16 protein-coding genes are annotated in these 15,059 nt (G+C 75.0%); 7 read left to right on the top strand and 9 right to left on the bottom strand.

The features are described from left to right. Positions 1–56: 56 nt before the first annotated feature. Positions 57–593 carry a hypothetical protein gene (locus tag AC0VX0_RS09415; protein WP_168168011.1) on the bottom strand — a complete coding sequence of 179 codons (537 nt, stop codon included), beginning with the start codon at positions 591–593 and terminating at the stop codon, positions 57–59. Positions 594–802: 209 nt separating this feature from the next. Between AC0VX0_RS09415 and AC0VX0_RS09410 the strand changes: the two genes are divergently transcribed. Both AC0VX0_RS09410 and AC0VX0_RS09405 read left to right on the top strand, forming a co-directional pair. Beyond that, on the top strand, positions 803–2,155 hold the full coding sequence (locus AC0VX0_RS09410; protein ID WP_206452285.1) for a sensor histidine kinase: 1,353 nt from the start codon (positions 803–805) through the stop codon (positions 2,153–2,155). After that, the gene (locus AC0VX0_RS09405) at positions 2,152–2,772 is read left to right on the top strand and encodes a response regulator transcription factor (protein WP_192593637.1); all 621 of its coding nucleotides are present in this window, start codon (positions 2,152–2,154) and stop codon (positions 2,770–2,772) included. Before AC0VX0_RS09410 ends, AC0VX0_RS09405 begins: the two co-directional genes overlap by 4 nt. 112 nt (positions 2,773–2,884) lie before the next feature. Here the strand turns inward: AC0VX0_RS09405 and AC0VX0_RS09400 are convergent, their stop codons facing one another. Continuing rightward, on the bottom strand, positions 2,885–3,184 hold the full coding sequence (locus AC0VX0_RS09400) for a M28 family peptidase (RefSeq protein WP_041103963.1): 300 nt from the start codon (positions 3,182–3,184) through the stop codon (positions 2,885–2,887). A 154-nt stretch (positions 3,185–3,338) separates the two neighbouring features. On the opposite strand from AC0VX0_RS09400, the gene AC0VX0_RS09395 reads away from it, so the two are divergent. The 3 genes from AC0VX0_RS09395 (at position 3,339) to AC0VX0_RS09385 (ending at position 5,674) form a co-directional block, all read left to right on the top strand. After that, positions 3,339–3,545, top strand: a complete 207-nt coding sequence (locus AC0VX0_RS09395; protein ID WP_036314242.1) for a DUF3073 domain-containing protein — start codon at positions 3,339–3,341, stop codon at positions 3,543–3,545. After that, on the top strand, positions 3,542–4,486 hold the full coding sequence (locus tag AC0VX0_RS09390) for a Sir2 family NAD-dependent protein deacetylase (RefSeq protein WP_044658859.1): 945 nt from the start codon (positions 3,542–3,544) through the stop codon (positions 4,484–4,486). The genes AC0VX0_RS09395 and AC0VX0_RS09390 overlap by 4 nt, the downstream gene beginning before the upstream one ends. Before the next feature lie 198 nt (positions 4,487–4,684). After that, positions 4,685–5,674, top strand: coding sequence for a hypothetical protein (locus tag AC0VX0_RS09385; protein ID WP_336638533.1), 990 nt, complete (start codon positions 4,685–4,687; stop codon positions 5,672–5,674). Positions 5,675–5,805: 131 nt separating this feature from the next. Here the strand turns inward: AC0VX0_RS09385 and purM are convergent, their stop codons facing one another. The 7 genes from purM to AC0VX0_RS09350 all read right to left on the bottom strand — a co-directional run bounded on the left by purM (position 5,806) and on the right by AC0VX0_RS09350 (position 12,842). Then, positions 5,806–6,963, bottom strand: a complete 1,158-nt coding sequence (purM, locus tag AC0VX0_RS09380) for a phosphoribosylformylglycinamidine cyclo-ligase (protein ID WP_145950673.1) — start codon at positions 6,961–6,963, stop codon at positions 5,806–5,808. Next, positions 6,960–8,573 carry an amidophosphoribosyltransferase gene (purF, locus tag AC0VX0_RS09375; protein WP_396830003.1) on the bottom strand — a complete coding sequence of 538 codons (1,614 nt, stop codon included), beginning with the start codon at positions 8,571–8,573 and terminating at the stop codon, positions 6,960–6,962. Before purF ends, purM begins: the two co-directional genes overlap by 4 nt. After that, positions 8,570–8,977: a hypothetical protein gene (locus tag AC0VX0_RS09370; RefSeq protein ID WP_044658862.1), complete on the bottom strand. Its 408-nt coding sequence runs from the start codon at positions 8,975–8,977 to the stop codon at positions 8,570–8,572. The genes purF and AC0VX0_RS09370 overlap by 4 nt, the downstream gene beginning before the upstream one ends. 283 nt (positions 8,978–9,260) lie before the next feature. Continuing rightward, entirely contained in the window at positions 9,261–9,662 is a 402-nt protein-coding gene (locus AC0VX0_RS09365) for a sterol carrier family protein (RefSeq protein ID WP_044658863.1), read from the bottom strand. Next, positions 9,659–10,732, bottom strand: a complete 1,074-nt coding sequence (locus AC0VX0_RS09360; RefSeq protein ID WP_049146831.1) for an asparaginase — start codon at positions 10,730–10,732, stop codon at positions 9,659–9,661. The genes AC0VX0_RS09365 and AC0VX0_RS09360 overlap by 4 nt, the downstream gene beginning before the upstream one ends. 81 nt (positions 10,733–10,813) lie before the next feature. Beyond that, positions 10,814–11,611, bottom strand: a complete 798-nt coding sequence (locus AC0VX0_RS09355) for an ABC transporter ATP-binding protein (RefSeq protein WP_041103971.1) — start codon at positions 11,609–11,611, stop codon at positions 10,814–10,816. Between the two features lie 79 nt (positions 11,612–11,690). After that, positions 11,691–12,842, bottom strand: a complete 1,152-nt coding sequence (locus AC0VX0_RS09350; RefSeq protein ID WP_049146829.1) for an ABC transporter permease — start codon at positions 12,840–12,842, stop codon at positions 11,691–11,693. A 202-nt stretch (positions 12,843–13,044) separates the two neighbouring features. Between AC0VX0_RS09350 and AC0VX0_RS09345 the strand changes: the two genes are divergently transcribed. After that, a complete protein-coding gene (locus AC0VX0_RS09345) occupies positions 13,045–14,415 on the top strand; it encodes a sensor histidine kinase (RefSeq protein ID WP_119217828.1) in 1,371 nt (456 codons plus the stop codon). Beyond that, the gene (locus AC0VX0_RS09340) at positions 14,412–15,041 is read left to right on the top strand and encodes a response regulator (protein WP_060973807.1); all 630 of its coding nucleotides are present in this window, start codon (positions 14,412–14,414) and stop codon (positions 15,039–15,041) included. Before AC0VX0_RS09345 ends, AC0VX0_RS09340 begins: the two co-directional genes overlap by 4 nt. Positions 15,042–15,059 lie beyond the last annotated feature (18 nt).

The following is a 15,059-nucleotide window of genomic DNA, read 5'->3' as shown; positions in this document are numbered from 1 at the left end:
TGCCCACCCCCGTGCTCGGGGGAGGGCACGGCCCTCGGCCCGTCCACGGGCGAGGTTCAGAAGGTGCCCGGTGTCGCGTCCCGCACGCCGCTCCAGCTCACGAGGCCGAAGGCCACGCACGCCGTCAGCGCCGTGTAGAGGACGATGGCGACGGCCTGCCACGCCATCACACGGTGCCGGTTCGCCCCGAAGGACACCATGGCCGGGGCCGCCACGTGCCCCGGGATGAGGAACCAGGGGCCGAGCAGGCTCAGCCCGGGCACACCCCACGCCTCGAAGCGACGGTGCAGGTGGACGTGGCGCTCGGCCACCGGGGTGCCGGGGCCGGTCGCCGGAACCGCGGCGTCGGCGGCCACCCCACGGCGCGCCGTGACGGCGGAGCGCACGCCGTGGGCCGCGTAGACCAGGAGCGCGACGGCGAGGAGGTTGCCCAGCACGGCGGCGGGGATGGCCACCCACGGGTGCACCCCGACGACGACGCCGATCAGCCCGGCGCCCTCGCCCTCGACGAACGGCACGAGGCCGGCAAGGAAGACGCCGAGGCCCTGCAGGCCGTCGGGCAGTCCCATCACGAACTCGCGTGCGGTGTTCATCAGGTCCATCGTGACCACGTTCCTCTCCAGCGATCTCGTTCGGGAAACCATCGCGTTCCCCGTCGTCGTTCGGGATCCGGTCGGGCTCCCGAGCCCTGACTCCAGCCTTCCGGCCGCCGCCCGTCCTCAGAAGTGCCGTGCGGTCACCTCCGCCCGGGCAGATCCGCACGGCGGACCATGACAGTTGTCACGCCCGTAGGGTGAGGCCCATGAGGATCGAGGGGAACCACGACGACGGCCGCCCGGCCCCGCCGGCCGCCGCGCCGGGGCGCCGTCCGACCGGTGCCCTGCCCACGGCCAACCCGGCGGGCATGCGGTCGGCCGGGCCCACCGGGCCCGGCCCGTACTCCGGCGACCTCACCGGCGCGTGGTGGTACACCTGGACCGGCTTCCTGCTCTGCGTCCTGATGATCGCCGGCTTCTCCGCGTTCGGCCCGCTGTCCCACCTGCGGGAGCACCTGGAGGCCGGTCACACCGAGCAGGTCGTCGCACTGGCGGTCCTGCTCCTGCTCCACGTCCTCGGAGTCGTCGGCCAGCTGCACGTCGCCCGCCACTTCCAGGCCCCGCCGCCCGAGGAGACGGAGGGGCCGGTGTTCGGCCGGCGGGACCTGGCCTGGCTGTTCGGCCCCACCGTCCCGCTCGCGCTCGCCGGTGCCGTCTTTCCGGCGCTGGGGCTCACAGGGACGGGCACGTGGTGGGCCCTGCCCCTCTGGCTGTCCTCCCTCGTCCTCGCCCTGCTGGTGCACCCGTGCCGGCGGCGTCCCGTCCTCTGGGGCGGCTTGGCGGCCTCACTCGTCCTCGGGGCGGCGGCGGTCCTCCAGGATCCCGCGGGGCCCGCCGACACGGCCGTCGGCTTCCTCGTCTGGTGCGTGATCACCGCCTGCATGATCGTCCCCACGGTCTGGTTCTGGAGACTGATGCAGCGCCTCGACAACGCCCGGCGGCAGGCCGCGGACCTCGCCGTCACCCGCGAGCGGCTGCGCTTCGCCGCCGACCTGCACGACGTCCAGGGCCACCACCTGCAGGTCATCGCACTCAAGGCCGAGCTCGCCGAGCGCCTGCTGGCCAAGGGCCGGACCGAGGACGCCGAAGCCTCGCTCCACGAGGTGCGCGAGCAGGCCCGGGAGGCGCTCGCCGAGACCCGGGCCCTCGTCCGCGACCTCCGCGAGGTCTCCGCCGAGCGCGAGCTGGTCAACGCGAAGGAGGTGCTCACCGCCGCCGGCACCGCCACCGAGGTCGGCGCCGACCCGCACCTGGGCCCACTCGGCACGGCGGCCGGCCGTCTGGTCGGTCTGGCCGTCCGCGAGGCCACCACGAACATCCTGCGCCACGCCTCGGCCGGCCACGCCCGCATCGAGCTCACCGCGGCCGGCCCGGACGCCGTGCGCCTGGTCATCGTCAACGACGGCGCTCCCACGGCGGACGCCGGCACCGGCGGCACCGGGCTGGCGGCCCTGGCCGAGCGCGCGGAGGCGGCCGGCGGGACCCTGACCGCCACCCAGGCGGGCGGGGAGTTCACCCTGACCCTGACCGTGCCCCGCACCGAGAAGGAGATCGCATGAGTGCCCCGACCGAGAGGATCCGCGTGCTCGTCGCCGACGACGAGGTCCTCATCCGCGGCGCCGTGGAGGCGCTGCTCGCCCTGGAGGAGGACCTGGAGGTGCTGCCCGGCGTCTCCGACGGCATCGCCGCCGTGGCCGCCGCGCAGGAGCACCGCCCGGACGTCTGCCTGCTGGACCTGGAGATGCCGGGGCTGGACGGCGTGGAGGCCGCCCGACAGATCCTGCGCTCGGTGCCCACGAAGGTCGTCATCTTCACCCGGCACGCCCGACCCGGCGTGCTGCGCCGGGCGCTCGCGGAGCAGGTGTCCGGGTTCGTCCCGAAGTCGACGCCGGCCGAGGAGCTGGCCGTCGTCCTGCGGCAGGTGGTGGCGGGCCGGCGCTACGTGGACCCCGAGATCGCCGCCTCCGCGCTGACGGCCGAGCGCAGCCCCCTGACCGAGCGCGAGCTGGACGTGCTGCGGGCCGGGCGGGACGCCGCCCGCGTGGAGGACATCGCCGCCGCCCTGCACCTGGCCCCGGGGACCGTGCGGAACCACGTCTCGAACGCGATCGGCAAGCTCGGTGTGCGGACCCGCCAGGAGGCCGAACGGGCCGCATGGGAGGCCGGCTGGATCTGAGCGCGGCCGGCCCTGCAGGAGACGCGCCGGGGGCGGTTTCGGGTGGTATCCGGCCTGGATACCACCCGAAACCGCCCCCGACGGCATCTGTGAGACGGACGGACGCCTCGGGTCAGCGGGTGCCGAGGGCGTCGGCGTCCTGCTGGAGGGTGCCGATCAGGTTCGCCACCGCGCGGGCCGTGTGGGTCAGCGTGGTGATGGAGACGTTGTCGATGTCGTCCTGGGGCGTGTGGTAGTTGTCGTCGCGGATCGAGAGCAGGCCCGTCGAGGCGATGCCCGCGTCCACGAACGGCGCGTAGTCCGAGCGGCCGTTGCTGCCCTCGGGCTGGTGCGCGTGGCCGTCGCGGTCGAGCTGCGCGCCGAGCAGGGACTCAGCACCGATCGACCCGCGCCGCACCCGGCGCCACTGCACGCCCCGCCGGACCGGGCCGGTCGTCGTCGTCCACAGGCCGTCCGGCGGGTCATGTATCCTTGTCCGCACGAACCATATTGACCAGTGAAGACCTCGGCGGGCCCCTGTGCGCCACAGATCCGAGGCGGCGAGAGATGCGAAGGGGGTCACGCTCATGGGGCGCGGCCGTCAGAAGGCGAAGGCCACGAAGCAGGCACGGGAGATGAAGTACTTCTCTCCCGGAACAGACCTCTCGGCACTGGAGCGAGAGCTCACGGGCGGACGCACGCGCGGCCCGGAGCAGGACCAGGAGCCCGAGTACGAGGATCCGTACGCGGACCTCTACGCGGAGGACGAGGACGACGACGCGCGGGCGCGATGACGCCCGCACGGCATCCGGCCCTGGACGGGCATCAGGCCGCCCTGCGGTCGATCGCCAGGGTGGTGGATGAGACAGCACCGCTGCAGGACCCCGAGACGGCGTCTCGAGGTCTGTTGCGTCTGATGGAGGAGTCCCGCCCGCTCGTGATCACCGGGGCCGGCGTGTCCACCGACTCCGGCATCCCGGACTACCGGGGGCCGAACGGGTCCCTGCACCGCCACCGGCCGATGACGTACCAGGAGTTCCGGGACGACCCGGCCGCCCGCCACCGCTACTGGGCACGCTCGTTCGTGGGCTGGCGTCGCATGGACCAGGCCCGGCCGAACGAGGCGCACCGCATCCTCGCGCGCTGGGCGGCCGAGGGGCGGATCGCCGGCGTCCTGACCCAGAACGTGGACGGGCTGCACGCTGAGGCCGGACGCGCGGCGGGGATGCCGGAGGACCGGCTGATCGAGCTCCACGGGGACCTGGCGCGCGTGGCCTGCCTGAACTGCGGGGCCACCGAGTCCCGCCGTGACCTGGACCTGCGGCTCGAGGCCGCCAATCCGGGCTACCTCGAGCGCGTGGCGATCGACCCGGACGCCGTGAACCCCGACGGGGACGTCTCCCTCGACCAGCACTGGGTGGAGGAGTTCACGATGGTCGGCTGCCGGGTGTGCGGCTCCGTGAAGCTCAAGCCGGACGTCGTGTACTTCGGCGAGTCCGTGCCCGCGGCGCGGCGCGCGGCCGCGGAGGCGATGGCCGACGACGGCGGCACGGTGCTCGCCGTCGGCACCTCGCTGGCCGTGATGAGCGGCTACCGGTTCGTGCTGCGGGCCGAGCGGGCCGGGCATGAGACGGGGCTGATCAACCTCGGCCCCACCCGCGCCGACGCCAAGGCCCGCTGGCGCTGGCGCGCCCCGGTCGCCGACGCGCTGGCCTGGCTCGACGCCCGCCTCTGACCCCCACCCACGTTTTCGTGCGGGAAACGGCGGACGCCGGGGCGTTTTCGTGCGGGAAACGGCGGGCGCCGGGGGTGTGGACACCGGGTGGCCCGGGGCCACGCACGACTCCTGCACAGGTGGCGCCGCCGGTGTCGTCGTCCACGGTGGGTGCTCCTGAGCGGGCGGGATAGGCCGGGTTGAGCCATCGTCACGGGCATGGCCACGTCTTCCCTGCCCCTGCCGGACATCGTCGAGACCGGCCGGCCGTTCACCCGTGGCGACCTGCGCGCGGCCGGGGTCTCGGAGCGACTGGTCCGCGGCGGTGACGTGCGGCGCGTGACGCATGGGGTCCATCGGCTCCGGACTGACCACCTCGGCTCGTGGGCGGATCTCGGCTACGCCGAGGCCCCCGCTCCCTTCGCGCCGGAGGAGACGGCCGCGATCGTGGAGGCGAGCGGGGGAGTGGCGTCCCACCTCACAGCGTTGCTCCTGCACCGCGTGCCGCTGCCGCCGTTCCTGGCGGAGGACGGCACCGTGCACGTCTCCCGGCCACACCCGCGCGGGGCGAGCGTCCGACCGGAGATCACCTCGCATGCCCGCCTGGTCCCAGCTTCGGATGTCACCGTCCTCCACGGGATCCGCCTGACGAGCCTGGAGCGATCCTGGGCGGATCTGGCCGCACTGCTCCGTCCAGGCATGCTCGAGCCCGTCGTGGTGGCCGGGGACGCCCTCGTCCACCGGCCCTGGTCGCCGGAGGGGCGCCGCTCACCACGGACCACGACGGCGGCCTTGCGGTCCGCGCTCCTGCGTGCCGGGCGGTTCAAGGGAGTGCGCACCGCCCGTGCCGCCCTCGAGCTGATGCGGGTGGGCGCGGACTCCCCACAGGAGACAGCCCTGCGCCTGGCCCTGCTCCACGCCGGCCTGCCCGAGCCGGAGCTCCAGCTGGTGCTGCACCCGGGCCGGGCGCGGTCGCCGGACGCGGATCTGGGGTGGCGGCAGTGGCGCATGGTGGTCCACTACGACGGCGGTCACCACCTCGACCCGGCACAGGTCGCCGTGGACGCGTGGCGAGACGAGGGATGGGCGCGCGCGGGCTGGACGCAGATCTGGGCCACGGTGGACGACGCGCGGGACGACTTCCGGCGCGTCGTCGCCGAGGTGCAGACGCACCGGACCCGGCTCGGCGGGCGGATCTTCGCGTCGTGAACCGCCGTTTCCCGAACGAAAACGCCCCGGAGGCCGCCGTTTCCCGAACGAAAACGCTCCGGAGCCCGCCGTTTCCCGAACGAAAACGCTCCGGAGCCCGCCGTTTCCCGAACGAAAACGCTCCGTGGGGGTCAGGCGGCGTACTGGCCGCGCATCAGCACGGCGCCGCCGTCGACGCCCTTGGCGCCCTGCACGAAGTCCAGGCCTGCGGCCGCCGCGTCGTCGGTGAGGGCGCCGATGGTGCCCATCTCCCACGCGTCGATGCCGGCGTCCACGAGCACGGAGATCGACGTCGCGGCCACCTCCGGGTCCACCACGGCCACCATGCCCACGCCGAGGTTGAGGGTGCGCTCGAGGTCGGACTGCGGAACGCGGCCGAGCTCGCCCACCAGGCGGAACACGGGCGGCAGGGACCAGGTGTCGCGCTCGACGGTCGCCATGAGGCCCTGCGGGAGCACGCGCGCCAGGTTCGCGGCCAGGCCGCCGCCGGTCACGTGGCTGAACGCGCGCACCGGCAGGTCCGAGCCGCCGTCGTGGCCGTTGAGGCGCTGCACCAGGTCGAGGCAGGCGCGGGAGTAGATGCGGGTCGGCACGAGCAGCTCCTCGCCGAGGGTGCAGCCGAGCTCGGTGACCTCGCGGTCGAGGGACCAGCCCGCGGCGTTCACCACCCGGCGCACGAGCGAGTAGCCATTCGAGTGGATGCCGGAGGAGGCCATGCCGATCACGACGTCGCCGGACTGCACCCGCTCCGCGCCCAGGACCATGTCCGCCTCGACCACGCCGGTGGCCGCGCCCGCCACGTCGTACTCGTCCACGGCCAGCAGGCCCGGGTGCTCGGCGGTCTCGCCGCCCACGAGCGCGGTGTCGGCCAGGCGGCAGCCCTCGGCCACGCCGCGCACGATGTCCGCGATGCGCTCGGGCACGACCTTGCCGCACGCGATGTAGTCGGTCATGAACAGGGGCTGGGCGCCGACCACCACGATGTCGTCCACGACCATGCCCACGAGGTCCTGGCCGATGGTGTCGTGCTTGTCCATCGCCTGCGCGATCGCCACCTTGGTGCCGACGCCGTCCGTGGACGTGGTCAGCAGCGGCTTGCGGTACTGCAGCAGCGCGGAGGCGTCCCACATGCCGGCGAAGCCGCCGATGCCGCCCAGGACCTCGGGGGTGTGGGTGGCCTTCACGGCGTCCTTCATCAGCTCGACGGCGCGGTCGCCGGCCTCCACGTCGACGCCGGCCGAGGCGTAGGTGATGGGGGTGGCGGAGGAGGGGGTCTGGTTCGGGGTCACAGCGGGATCCTGTCCGTCTCGGTGAGCAGCTTCTCGTCGTCGGCGTCCGGGCCGGGCTCGCAGCCCGTGGCGGTCACGGTGGTGGTCTCGCCGTCCACGTCCAGCACCACGGTGGACGCGGGCGACACGGCGACCGGCTCCAGCAGGCCCTTGCCGCGCTCGCCCTCGTCGGCCAGCGGGATCGGGTAGTCGCCGGTGAAGCAGGCGGTGCACAGGCGCTCGCGCGGCTGCCCGGTGGCCTCGATCATGCCCTCCTCGCTGATGTAGGCCAGCGAGTCGGCGCCGATGGATGCGGCGATCTGGTCCACCGCGGCGCCGTTGGCGATGAGCTCGGCGCGGGTGGCGAAGTCGATGCCGTAGAAGCAGGGCCACTTCACGGGCGGGGAGGAGATCTTCACGTGCACCTCGGCGGCGCCGGCCTCCTTGAGCATCCGCACGACGGCGCGCTGGGTGTTGCCGCGCACGATCGAGTCGTCCACCACTACGACGCGCTTGCCGGCCACCACGGTGGACTCGACGTTGAGCTTGAGGCGGATGCCGAGCTGGCGCAGCGTCTGGGACGGCTGGATGAAGGTGCGGCCCACGTACGCGTTCTTCACGAACCCCTGGCGGAACGGCAGGCCCGAGGCGTCCGCGTAGCCCACGGCGGCGGGCGTGCCGGACTCGGGCACGGGGATCACGACGTCGGCCTCGACCGGCTGCTCGAGCGCGAGGCGGCGGCCCATCTCCACGCGGGACTCGTACACGGAGCGCCCGGCGATCGTGGCGTCCGGCCGGGCGAGGTAGACGTACTCGAACACGCAGCCGGCCGGCTTGGACTCGGCGAAGCGGGTGGAGCGGATGCCCTCCTCGTCGATCGCGATCATCTCGCCGGGCTCGACCTCACGGATGAACGAGGCGCCGACGGTGGCGAGGGCCGACTGCTCGGAGGCCACCACCCAGCCCCGCTCGAGGCGGCCGAGCACGAGCGGGCGCACGCCCTGCGGGTCGCGGGCGGCGTAGAGGGTGTGCTCGTCCATGAACACGAAGCAGTAGGCGCCGCGGATCTTCGGCAGCAGCTCGAGGGCGGTCTCCTCGAGGCGGTCCCCGGGGGCGCCGTGCAGCAGGGCCGTGACCAGGGCGGTGTCCGTGGTGTTGCCCTGCTTCATCTCACCGTGGGTGTGGCGGCCGTCCGCGGCGTGCACCATGCGCAGCAGCTCGGCGGAGTTCACGAGGTTGCCGTTGTGCGCCAGGGCGACCGTGCCGTCGTCGGCGGTGGCGCCCAGGGTGGGCTGGGCGTTGGCCCACTTGTTCACGCCGGTGGTGGAGTAGCGGCAGTGGCCGACGGCGATGTGGCCGCTCAGTGCGGTCAGGGTGGCCTCGTCGAACACCTGGGAGACCAGGCCGATGTCCTTGTAGACGGCGATGCGCCCGCCGTCCGAGACGGCGATGCCCGCGGACTCCTGGCCGCGGTGCTGGAGGGCGTACAGGCCGTAGTAGGCCAGTTTCGCGACCTCCTCGCCCGGCGCCCACACGCCGAACACGCCGCATTCGTCCTGCGGCCCCTGGTCCTGGGGGTCGAGGGCGGCGGTCAGGCGGCCGTCGCCTCGTCGGGTGCGCGGTGCGATCACTGCTCGGGGGTCCTTTCGGTGGGGGTGGTGCGGGCGGGCGGGGCACCCGCGTCCACACGGTCCAGGCGGACGTCCGCCACGGCCGGGTCGTCGGTGCGCTCGAGGACCACGGTGCGCGCGGTCGACCGGGAGCGGCGGTCCAGCAGCAGCCACACGAGCAGCCCGAGCACGCTCGTGCCGAGCATGCTCAGCAGCGATGCGAAGCCGAACGTCTCCGAGAAGGAGAGCGGGATGCCGGAGTACGGGTCCGCGGGCGGGGTGGGGGAGGCGTGGACCGCGGTGGTAATCACGAGTGCGATCAGCAGGCCGAGCGCGAGCGCCACCGCGAGCACCGCGGTCAGCCGCGGGGCGCGACGGACGGTGTAGGCGCGCTGATCGGGGGTCGGCTCGGGGGCGGAGGTCATGCGCGCCAGTCTATCGAGTCGGCCGCTGGGGCCAGTCGCGCGTGCCCGCGGCGGTGGCGGCACTCCCGGAGCACGCTCTGGCCGGCGCGTTGCGTGACGTTGAGCTCGTCGACCGCGGCCTGATACTCCTCCAGCGGGAGCACGACCTGCCCGCAGGCACGGGCGAGCTGTGCCTTCGCCGCGGTGTCCGGGGCGGGATCGGCAGAGCTGCATCCCGCGACGAGGAACGGTGCCGACGTTCGAACGGTCGGTGCCGCCGAGAGGACTGCCGGACACCCCTCGCTCACGGCCGCACGAGCGGCAGGTGCGCGCCGAGGTCGGCCCGCACGCCCGAGGCGCGCACGCCGCCGGCCGCCGTCGCGTCCTCCCAGGTCGTCAGCCCCGTGGCCAGGGACAGCCATGTCACGGCGTCCATCTCCACCACGTTGGGCGGGGTGCCGCGGGTGTGCCGGGGCCCGGGGAGGCACTGGGCGACGCCGAAGGGCGGCACGCGCACCTCCACCGAGTTCCCGGGCACGCGGGTCGCCAGCTCCTCGAGCGCGAAGCGCACCGCCATGGCCCGCGTGGGGCGCGGCAGCGCGGCGGCCGCCGCGGGGTCCTCCTCGTGGGCGCGTGCCCACGCCAGCAGCGCCGCGTGGCCCTCGACGACAGGCACCCGGCGGCGGGGCACGGAGCCGGTGGTCACGCCCGCGCCTCGAAGGCCGGCAGGACGTCCCCCACGAGGTCCCGCACCGGCGCGGCCAGGCGGATCTCACCGACCGGCTCACCCCGGCCGAGCACCGGGGGCACGACGGCGGCCAGCACGCCCGGCAGCGTCGCCCGGTCCACGTGGTCCGGGGCGAACCGGGCCAGCAGCGCGAGCGCGACCAGGTCGCCGGCCCGCGTGCCGCCGTCGAGCGCCTTGACGGCCACGGCCGTGCCGTCCGGCGCGGCCATGACGAGGACGCCGTCCGCGCCCGCCTTGGCGAGCAGGCCGAGCTCGCGCATCACCACGGTGTTGGAGCTCGTCTCCCCGTGGACGGCCCACGGGTGCTCGAGCATCGCGGTGGCGACGGCGGCCGCGTGCGGGTCCGCGTCGGCGCGGCCGGGTGCCGCGGCGACCCGCCCGATGCCGCGGGCCAGGCCCGCCAGCGAGATGACGGCGGCGGGGGCGCCGCAGCCGTCCACACCGGTGTGGGCCACCGGCTCGCCGCAGTATTCGGCGATCACCGCGTCCACCTCGCGCTGCAGGGGGTGCGCCGGGTCGAGGTACGTGGCGACGTCGTGCCCGGATGCCGCGCAGGCCGCGAGGAAGCCGGCGTGCTTGCCGGAGCAGTTGAAGGCCAGCGGGGTCGCGGCGGCGGCCTCGCCGTCGCGGCGGACCTGGGCCACGACCTCGGAGGTGTCCGCGGGCCAGGCCGGCGGACACCGCAGGGCGGACGCGTCGAGGCCGGCGTCCGCGAGCATGCGCTCGGCCAGCGCCTGGTGCCGGAGCGTGCCCCGGTGCGAGCCGCACGCGATGGACAGGGCCTCACCTGCCAGCGCCGCCCCGTGGCGCAGCGACGCGATGGCCTGGAACGGCTTCAGCGTGGAGCGCGGGTAGATCAGCGCGTCTGCGGGGCCGAGCCCGGCCAGCACCCGCCCGTCGGGGCCGGTCACGACGGCGGCGCCCGCCGTGCGGGACTCGACGAAGCCGTTGCGGACGGTCTCCACGAGCTCGACGGCGTCGGACAGGGCGAAGGTCTCGCCCGCGGGGGCGACGGTGGCGTGGGTCATGCGGTCCAGGGTAGCGAGGGCCCCAGACGCGCCGGGCGTCCGGGGCCGGTGGGCCGGGTCAGGTCCGGCGGCATCACCGGCTCACTCCGCGGAGAGCCGCCCGTCCACCATGGTCAGGGTGCGGTCCGTGGCGGAGAGGAACTCGTGGTCGTGCGTGACCATGAGCGTCGCCACCTGCTCCTCGCGGGTCAGCGTGCCCAGCAGGTCCACGACGGCGGCCGAGCGCTCGCGGTCCAGCGCGGAGGTGGGCTCGTCCACGAGCAGCAGCGTCGGCGAGGCCATCAGCGCGCGCACGATGTTCACGCGCTGCCGCTGACCGCCCGAGAGCTGGTGCGGGCGCTTGCCGGCCTGGTCGGCCAGGTCCACACGCTCGAGCAGCTCCAGGGCCCGCGCCTTGGCGGCCCTGCGGTCGGCGCGGGTGGCGTCACGGTCCAGGTGCACGGTCAGCTCCAGCTGCTCGGCCGCCGTGAGGGACGGGATGAGGTTGGGCTGCTGGAAGATCATGCCGATCTCCTGGCCGCGCAGCGCGGTGCGCTCCTTCCGGGACAGCCCGGCCATCTCGCGGCCGGCCACGGACACGCAGCCGGAGGTGGGCGTCACCAGGCCCGCGGCCACCGCCAGCAGGGAGGACTTGCCCGAGCCGGACGGGCCGACCATCGCGGTGAACGTGCCGGGGAGCAGGTCCAGGCTCACCTCGTCCAGGGCGCGCAGCACGCCGCGCTCGCCGTCCGGGTACTCCAGCACGAGGTCGCGCACGGACAGCGCGGGGGTGGCGTCGGCCGCGGCGGCGGGGCGCTCGCCGGCGACGCGGTGGGCGGCCGCGGCGGCCGGGGTGCGGAGGGCGTCGAGGTCGGCCTGCGGGGCGGTGAGGGTGGTCATGGGGAGGTCCTTTCTCCAGGCGGGGGCGAGGCGGAGCCGAGGGGGACGACGGCGCCGGGCGGCGCCGTCGTCGGGGCGGTCAGTTGCCGCCGAGGGCGACCAGCGGGTCGATCCGGGTGACGCGGTAGACCGCGACGACGGCGGCGAGCATGCCGAGCACGAGGACCCCGGCGGCGGGCACCGCGGTGGTGGCCCACGAGAGCTCGAACGGGACGGCCCGCCCCGCGAACGCGCCGACCACGGCGGCCAGCCCGGTGCCCACGGCCACGCCCCCGACGAGCACGAACGCGGCCTGCGCGAGCGAGTCCTTCAGCACCCAGCCGTTCGAGCCGCCGAGGGCCTTGAGCACCGCGATGTCGCGGGTGCGCTGCACCGTCCAGATGGACAGGAACGCGATCACCACGAGCGCCGAGATGCCGTACAGGAAGCCCTGCATGGTCATCAGGGAGCCGTTCTCGGACCGGTAGCTGGGCAGGGCGGCGTAGGAGCCCTTCACGGTCTCGGCGACGGTGCCCGCGGCGTCGTCACCGGCGGCGGCCACGGCGTCGACGTCGGCGCCGGCGTCGAAGCGCACCAGGCCGGCGGTGCCGAGCACCGCGTCGTCGGCGGTGTGCGAGATGGCGTTCCAGTCCTCGAGCGCCAGCCACGTCACGGGGGAGTGGGAGTAGTACTCGGTCGGCACGACGTCGGCCACGGTGTAGACGAAGCCGGAGACCGCGACGGCGTCACCCTCCTGCGCGTGGAGGGAGTCGGCCACGTCCTGGCTGAGCACGATCTGCCCGGGCTCGACGCCGGCCGGCGCGTCGGAGCCGCCCGGGGTGAGACCGATGAACGCGGTGGTGGCCACGCCGGTGGTGGGCTCGCCGGACACGTCCGCGCGGCCCTGCGGGTCCGTGTCCACGGGGTGCTCGAGGCCGATGGCCCGGCCCTGGCTCACACCGAGCGGCTCGACGGAGGCCACGCCGTCCGTGGCCGCCCACGCGTCGCGCTGGGCCACGGTGAACTCGGACTGGGTGAACGACGCGGTGGGCTCCTGGCCCGCCGCGCCGCCGAAGACCAGACGCTGCACGCCCTGCTCGCCGAGGCGGTCGATCGCGGCGGTGTTCTGCCCGCCCAGGCCGGCCGTGAGGCCGGAGAGCATGACGAGCAGCAGGCTGATGAGGGCCACCACGGAGCCCATGAGGGCGAACCGTCCGGTGGCGAAGCGGAGGTCGCGGAGTGCGAGGAACACGGGGCGCGTCCTTTCCTGGAGAGGTCTGTCCTGAGGTTGCCTCCACGGTCTCGCGCGGGCAGGGGTCGCCACATCGCCCGCGGCGGCTGGACCCGGTCAACCGAATGGTTGATTCCGGCGACGGGGCGGCGCGGCCCCGGGGCGGCGCGGCCCCGGGGCCGCGGGCCGTCGTCGCGTCCGGGGTGCGCCCTAGGGTGGAGCCATGTCCGTCGCACCCCGCGCCGCCGCGCCCACCGAGACCGGCACCACTGCCGTGCTCGCCGGCCTGCGCGTGGCCCTGCACGTCACGTTCGCCGCGCTGCTCACCGTGGGGCTGGCGCGCGCGCTCGCGGACCGGTCCCCGGAGGCGTCCTCCGGTCCGTTCCCGGCCACCACCCTGGTGCTGCTGACCGCCGCGCTGGCGGGCGTCTACCTGGCCGGGACCGTGCTGGAGCGGCGCCGGTGGGCCCGGGGCGACGACGTCGGCCGCGGTCCGGCGGTCGCCTGGCTGGCCCTGGTGCTGCTGCTGTGGGGCCTGCTCGTGGCCCACCACGGCGACTTCGCGTGGGTCGCCTTCCCCCTCTTCTTCGTCGTCCTGCACGTGGTCGACCGGGTGGCCCGGCAGGCGTGGGTGCGCCACGTGGTCGGGCCCGCGCTGGTGGTGGCGATGGCCGTCGTCGTGGTGGCCGGGATGGCGGCGGGCGCCGGTGGCGTGCGGGTGCCGGCCGTGATCGGTCCGCTGGTGGGCGCCGCCGTGGCCGTGGTGCTCTCCGGGGCGTACCGCGCCCTGCACGCCGAGTCCGAGCGCCAGCGTGCCGTGGCCGAGCAGCTGCGCGCCGCGCAGGCCGAGCTCGCGCGCACCGAGCACCGGGCGGGGGTGAGCGCCGAGCGGGAGCGGCTCGCCCGCGAGATCCACGACACCCTCACCCAGGGGCTGGCCTCGATCGTGCTGGTCTCGCGCGCGGCCCAGGACGCGCTCGACGCCGCCGACCCCGCCCTCGCCCGGCAGCGCATGGAGACCGTGCGCGCCACGGCCGCCGAGAACCTCGCCGAGTCCCGCCGCTTCGTCCGCGACCTGCGCGGCACCGGGGCGCCGTCCCTCATCGAGGCGCTCGAACGAGCGGTCACCGGGTTCGCCGACCGGCAGGCCGCCGCCGGGACACCCGTGGCCGCGGACGTCGAGGTCGTGGGCGAGCCGGTCGCGGTCGCCGAGGCCGTGGAGACCGCCGTGCTGCGAGCCGTGCAGGCCTCCCTGGCGAACGTCGGCGCCCACGCGGGCGCCCATCGCGCCCGCGTCACGCTGGGCTACCTCGGCGACGAGCTGACGGTGGACGTGGCCGACGACGGCGCGGGGTTCGACCCGGCCGTCGTCGCGGCCCGCGCCCGGGCCGGAGCCGCCGGTGCCGACCTGGGGGTGGGGACCGGCGTGGGACTGGCGAGCGTGCGCGAGCGCCTCGCGGCGGTGGGCGGCGAGGCCACCGTCGAGTCGGCCCCCGGCGAGGGCACCGTGGTGGCGCTGCGGGTGCCGCTGGTCGCCGCCGGGGCCGGCCGGAGCGCTGATCCCGAGCAGACCGAGAGCGAGGAGACCGCATGAGCGTGCGCGTGATGCTGGTGGACGACCACCCCGTGGTCCGGGCGGGGGTGCGGGCCGTCGTCGAGGCGCACCCGGACCTGACCGTGGTGGCCGAGGCCGCCGACGGGGCGGAGGCGATCGGCGTCCTGGAGGCGGGCGAGCCCGCGGTGGACGTCGTGCTGATGGACCTGCAGATGGGCGCGGGGATGGACGGCGTGACCGCCACCCGCGCGGTGCGGGAGCGGTGGCCGGGGGTGCAGGTGCTGATCCTGACGACCTTCGACACGGAGGCGGACATCCTCGCGGCCGTGAACGCGGGCGCTGCCGGCTACCTGCTCAAGGACGCCCCGAGCGAGGAGATCGCCTCGGCGGTGCGGCAGGCGGCGGCGGGGCGCAAGGCGCTGGCCCCGCAGGTCGCGGCCACGCTGATGGGGCGCATGTCCGGCGGCTCCGAGGTGCTGTCCGAGCGGGAGATCCAGCTGCTCGAGCTGATCGCGCGGGGCGCCACGAACAAGGTGGCCGCGAAGGAGCTGTTCATCTCCGAGGCCACCGTGAAGACGCACCTGGTGCACATCTTCCAGAAGCTCGGGGTGGACAACCGCACGCGCGCCGTCGACGAGGCCCGGCGACGGCGCATCATCCGCTGACGGACAGGCCGGGGCGGC

Source organism: Micrococcus sp. iso_26 (assembly GCF_056172975.1).
This window is presented reverse-complemented; position numbering and strand designations above follow the sequence as displayed.

Bases quoted from the DNA above. Each gene is read 5' to 3' on its own strand.
- AC0VX0_RS09415 (WP_168168011.1), bottom strand. From the start codon at position 593: ATGAACACCGCACGCGAGTTCGTGATGGGACTGCCCGACGGCCTGCAG.
- AC0VX0_RS09360 (WP_049146831.1), bottom strand. From the start codon at position 10,732: ATGACCCACGCCACCGTCGCCCCCGCGGGCGAGACCTTCGCCCTGTCC.
- AC0VX0_RS09385 (WP_336638533.1), top strand. From the start codon at position 4,685: ATGGCCACGTCTTCCCTGCCCCTGCCGGACATCGTCGAGACCGGCCGG.
- AC0VX0_RS09345 (WP_119217828.1), top strand. From the start codon at position 13,045: ATGTCCGTCGCACCCCGCGCCGCCGCGCCCACCGAGACCGGCACCACT.
- AC0VX0_RS09370 (WP_044658862.1), bottom strand. From the start codon at position 8,977: ATGACCTCCGCCCCCGAGCCGACCCCCGATCAGCGCGCCTACACCGTC.
- AC0VX0_RS09340 (WP_060973807.1), top strand. From the start codon at position 14,412: ATGAGCGTGCGCGTGATGCTGGTGGACGACCACCCCGTGGTCCGGGCG.
- AC0VX0_RS09390 (WP_044658859.1), top strand. From the start codon at position 3,542: ATGACGCCCGCACGGCATCCGGCCCTGGACGGGCATCAGGCCGCCCTG.
- AC0VX0_RS09410 (WP_206452285.1), top strand. From the start codon at position 803: ATGAGGATCGAGGGGAACCACGACGACGGCCGCCCGGCCCCGCCGGCC.
- AC0VX0_RS09405 (WP_192593637.1), top strand. From the start codon at position 2,152: ATGAGTGCCCCGACCGAGAGGATCCGCGTGCTCGTCGCCGACGACGAG.
- AC0VX0_RS09355 (WP_041103971.1), bottom strand. From the start codon at position 11,611: ATGACCACCCTCACCGCCCCGCAGGCCGACCTCGACGCCCTCCGCACC.
- AC0VX0_RS09395 (WP_036314242.1), top strand. From the start codon at position 3,339: ATGGGGCGCGGCCGTCAGAAGGCGAAGGCCACGAAGCAGGCACGGGAG.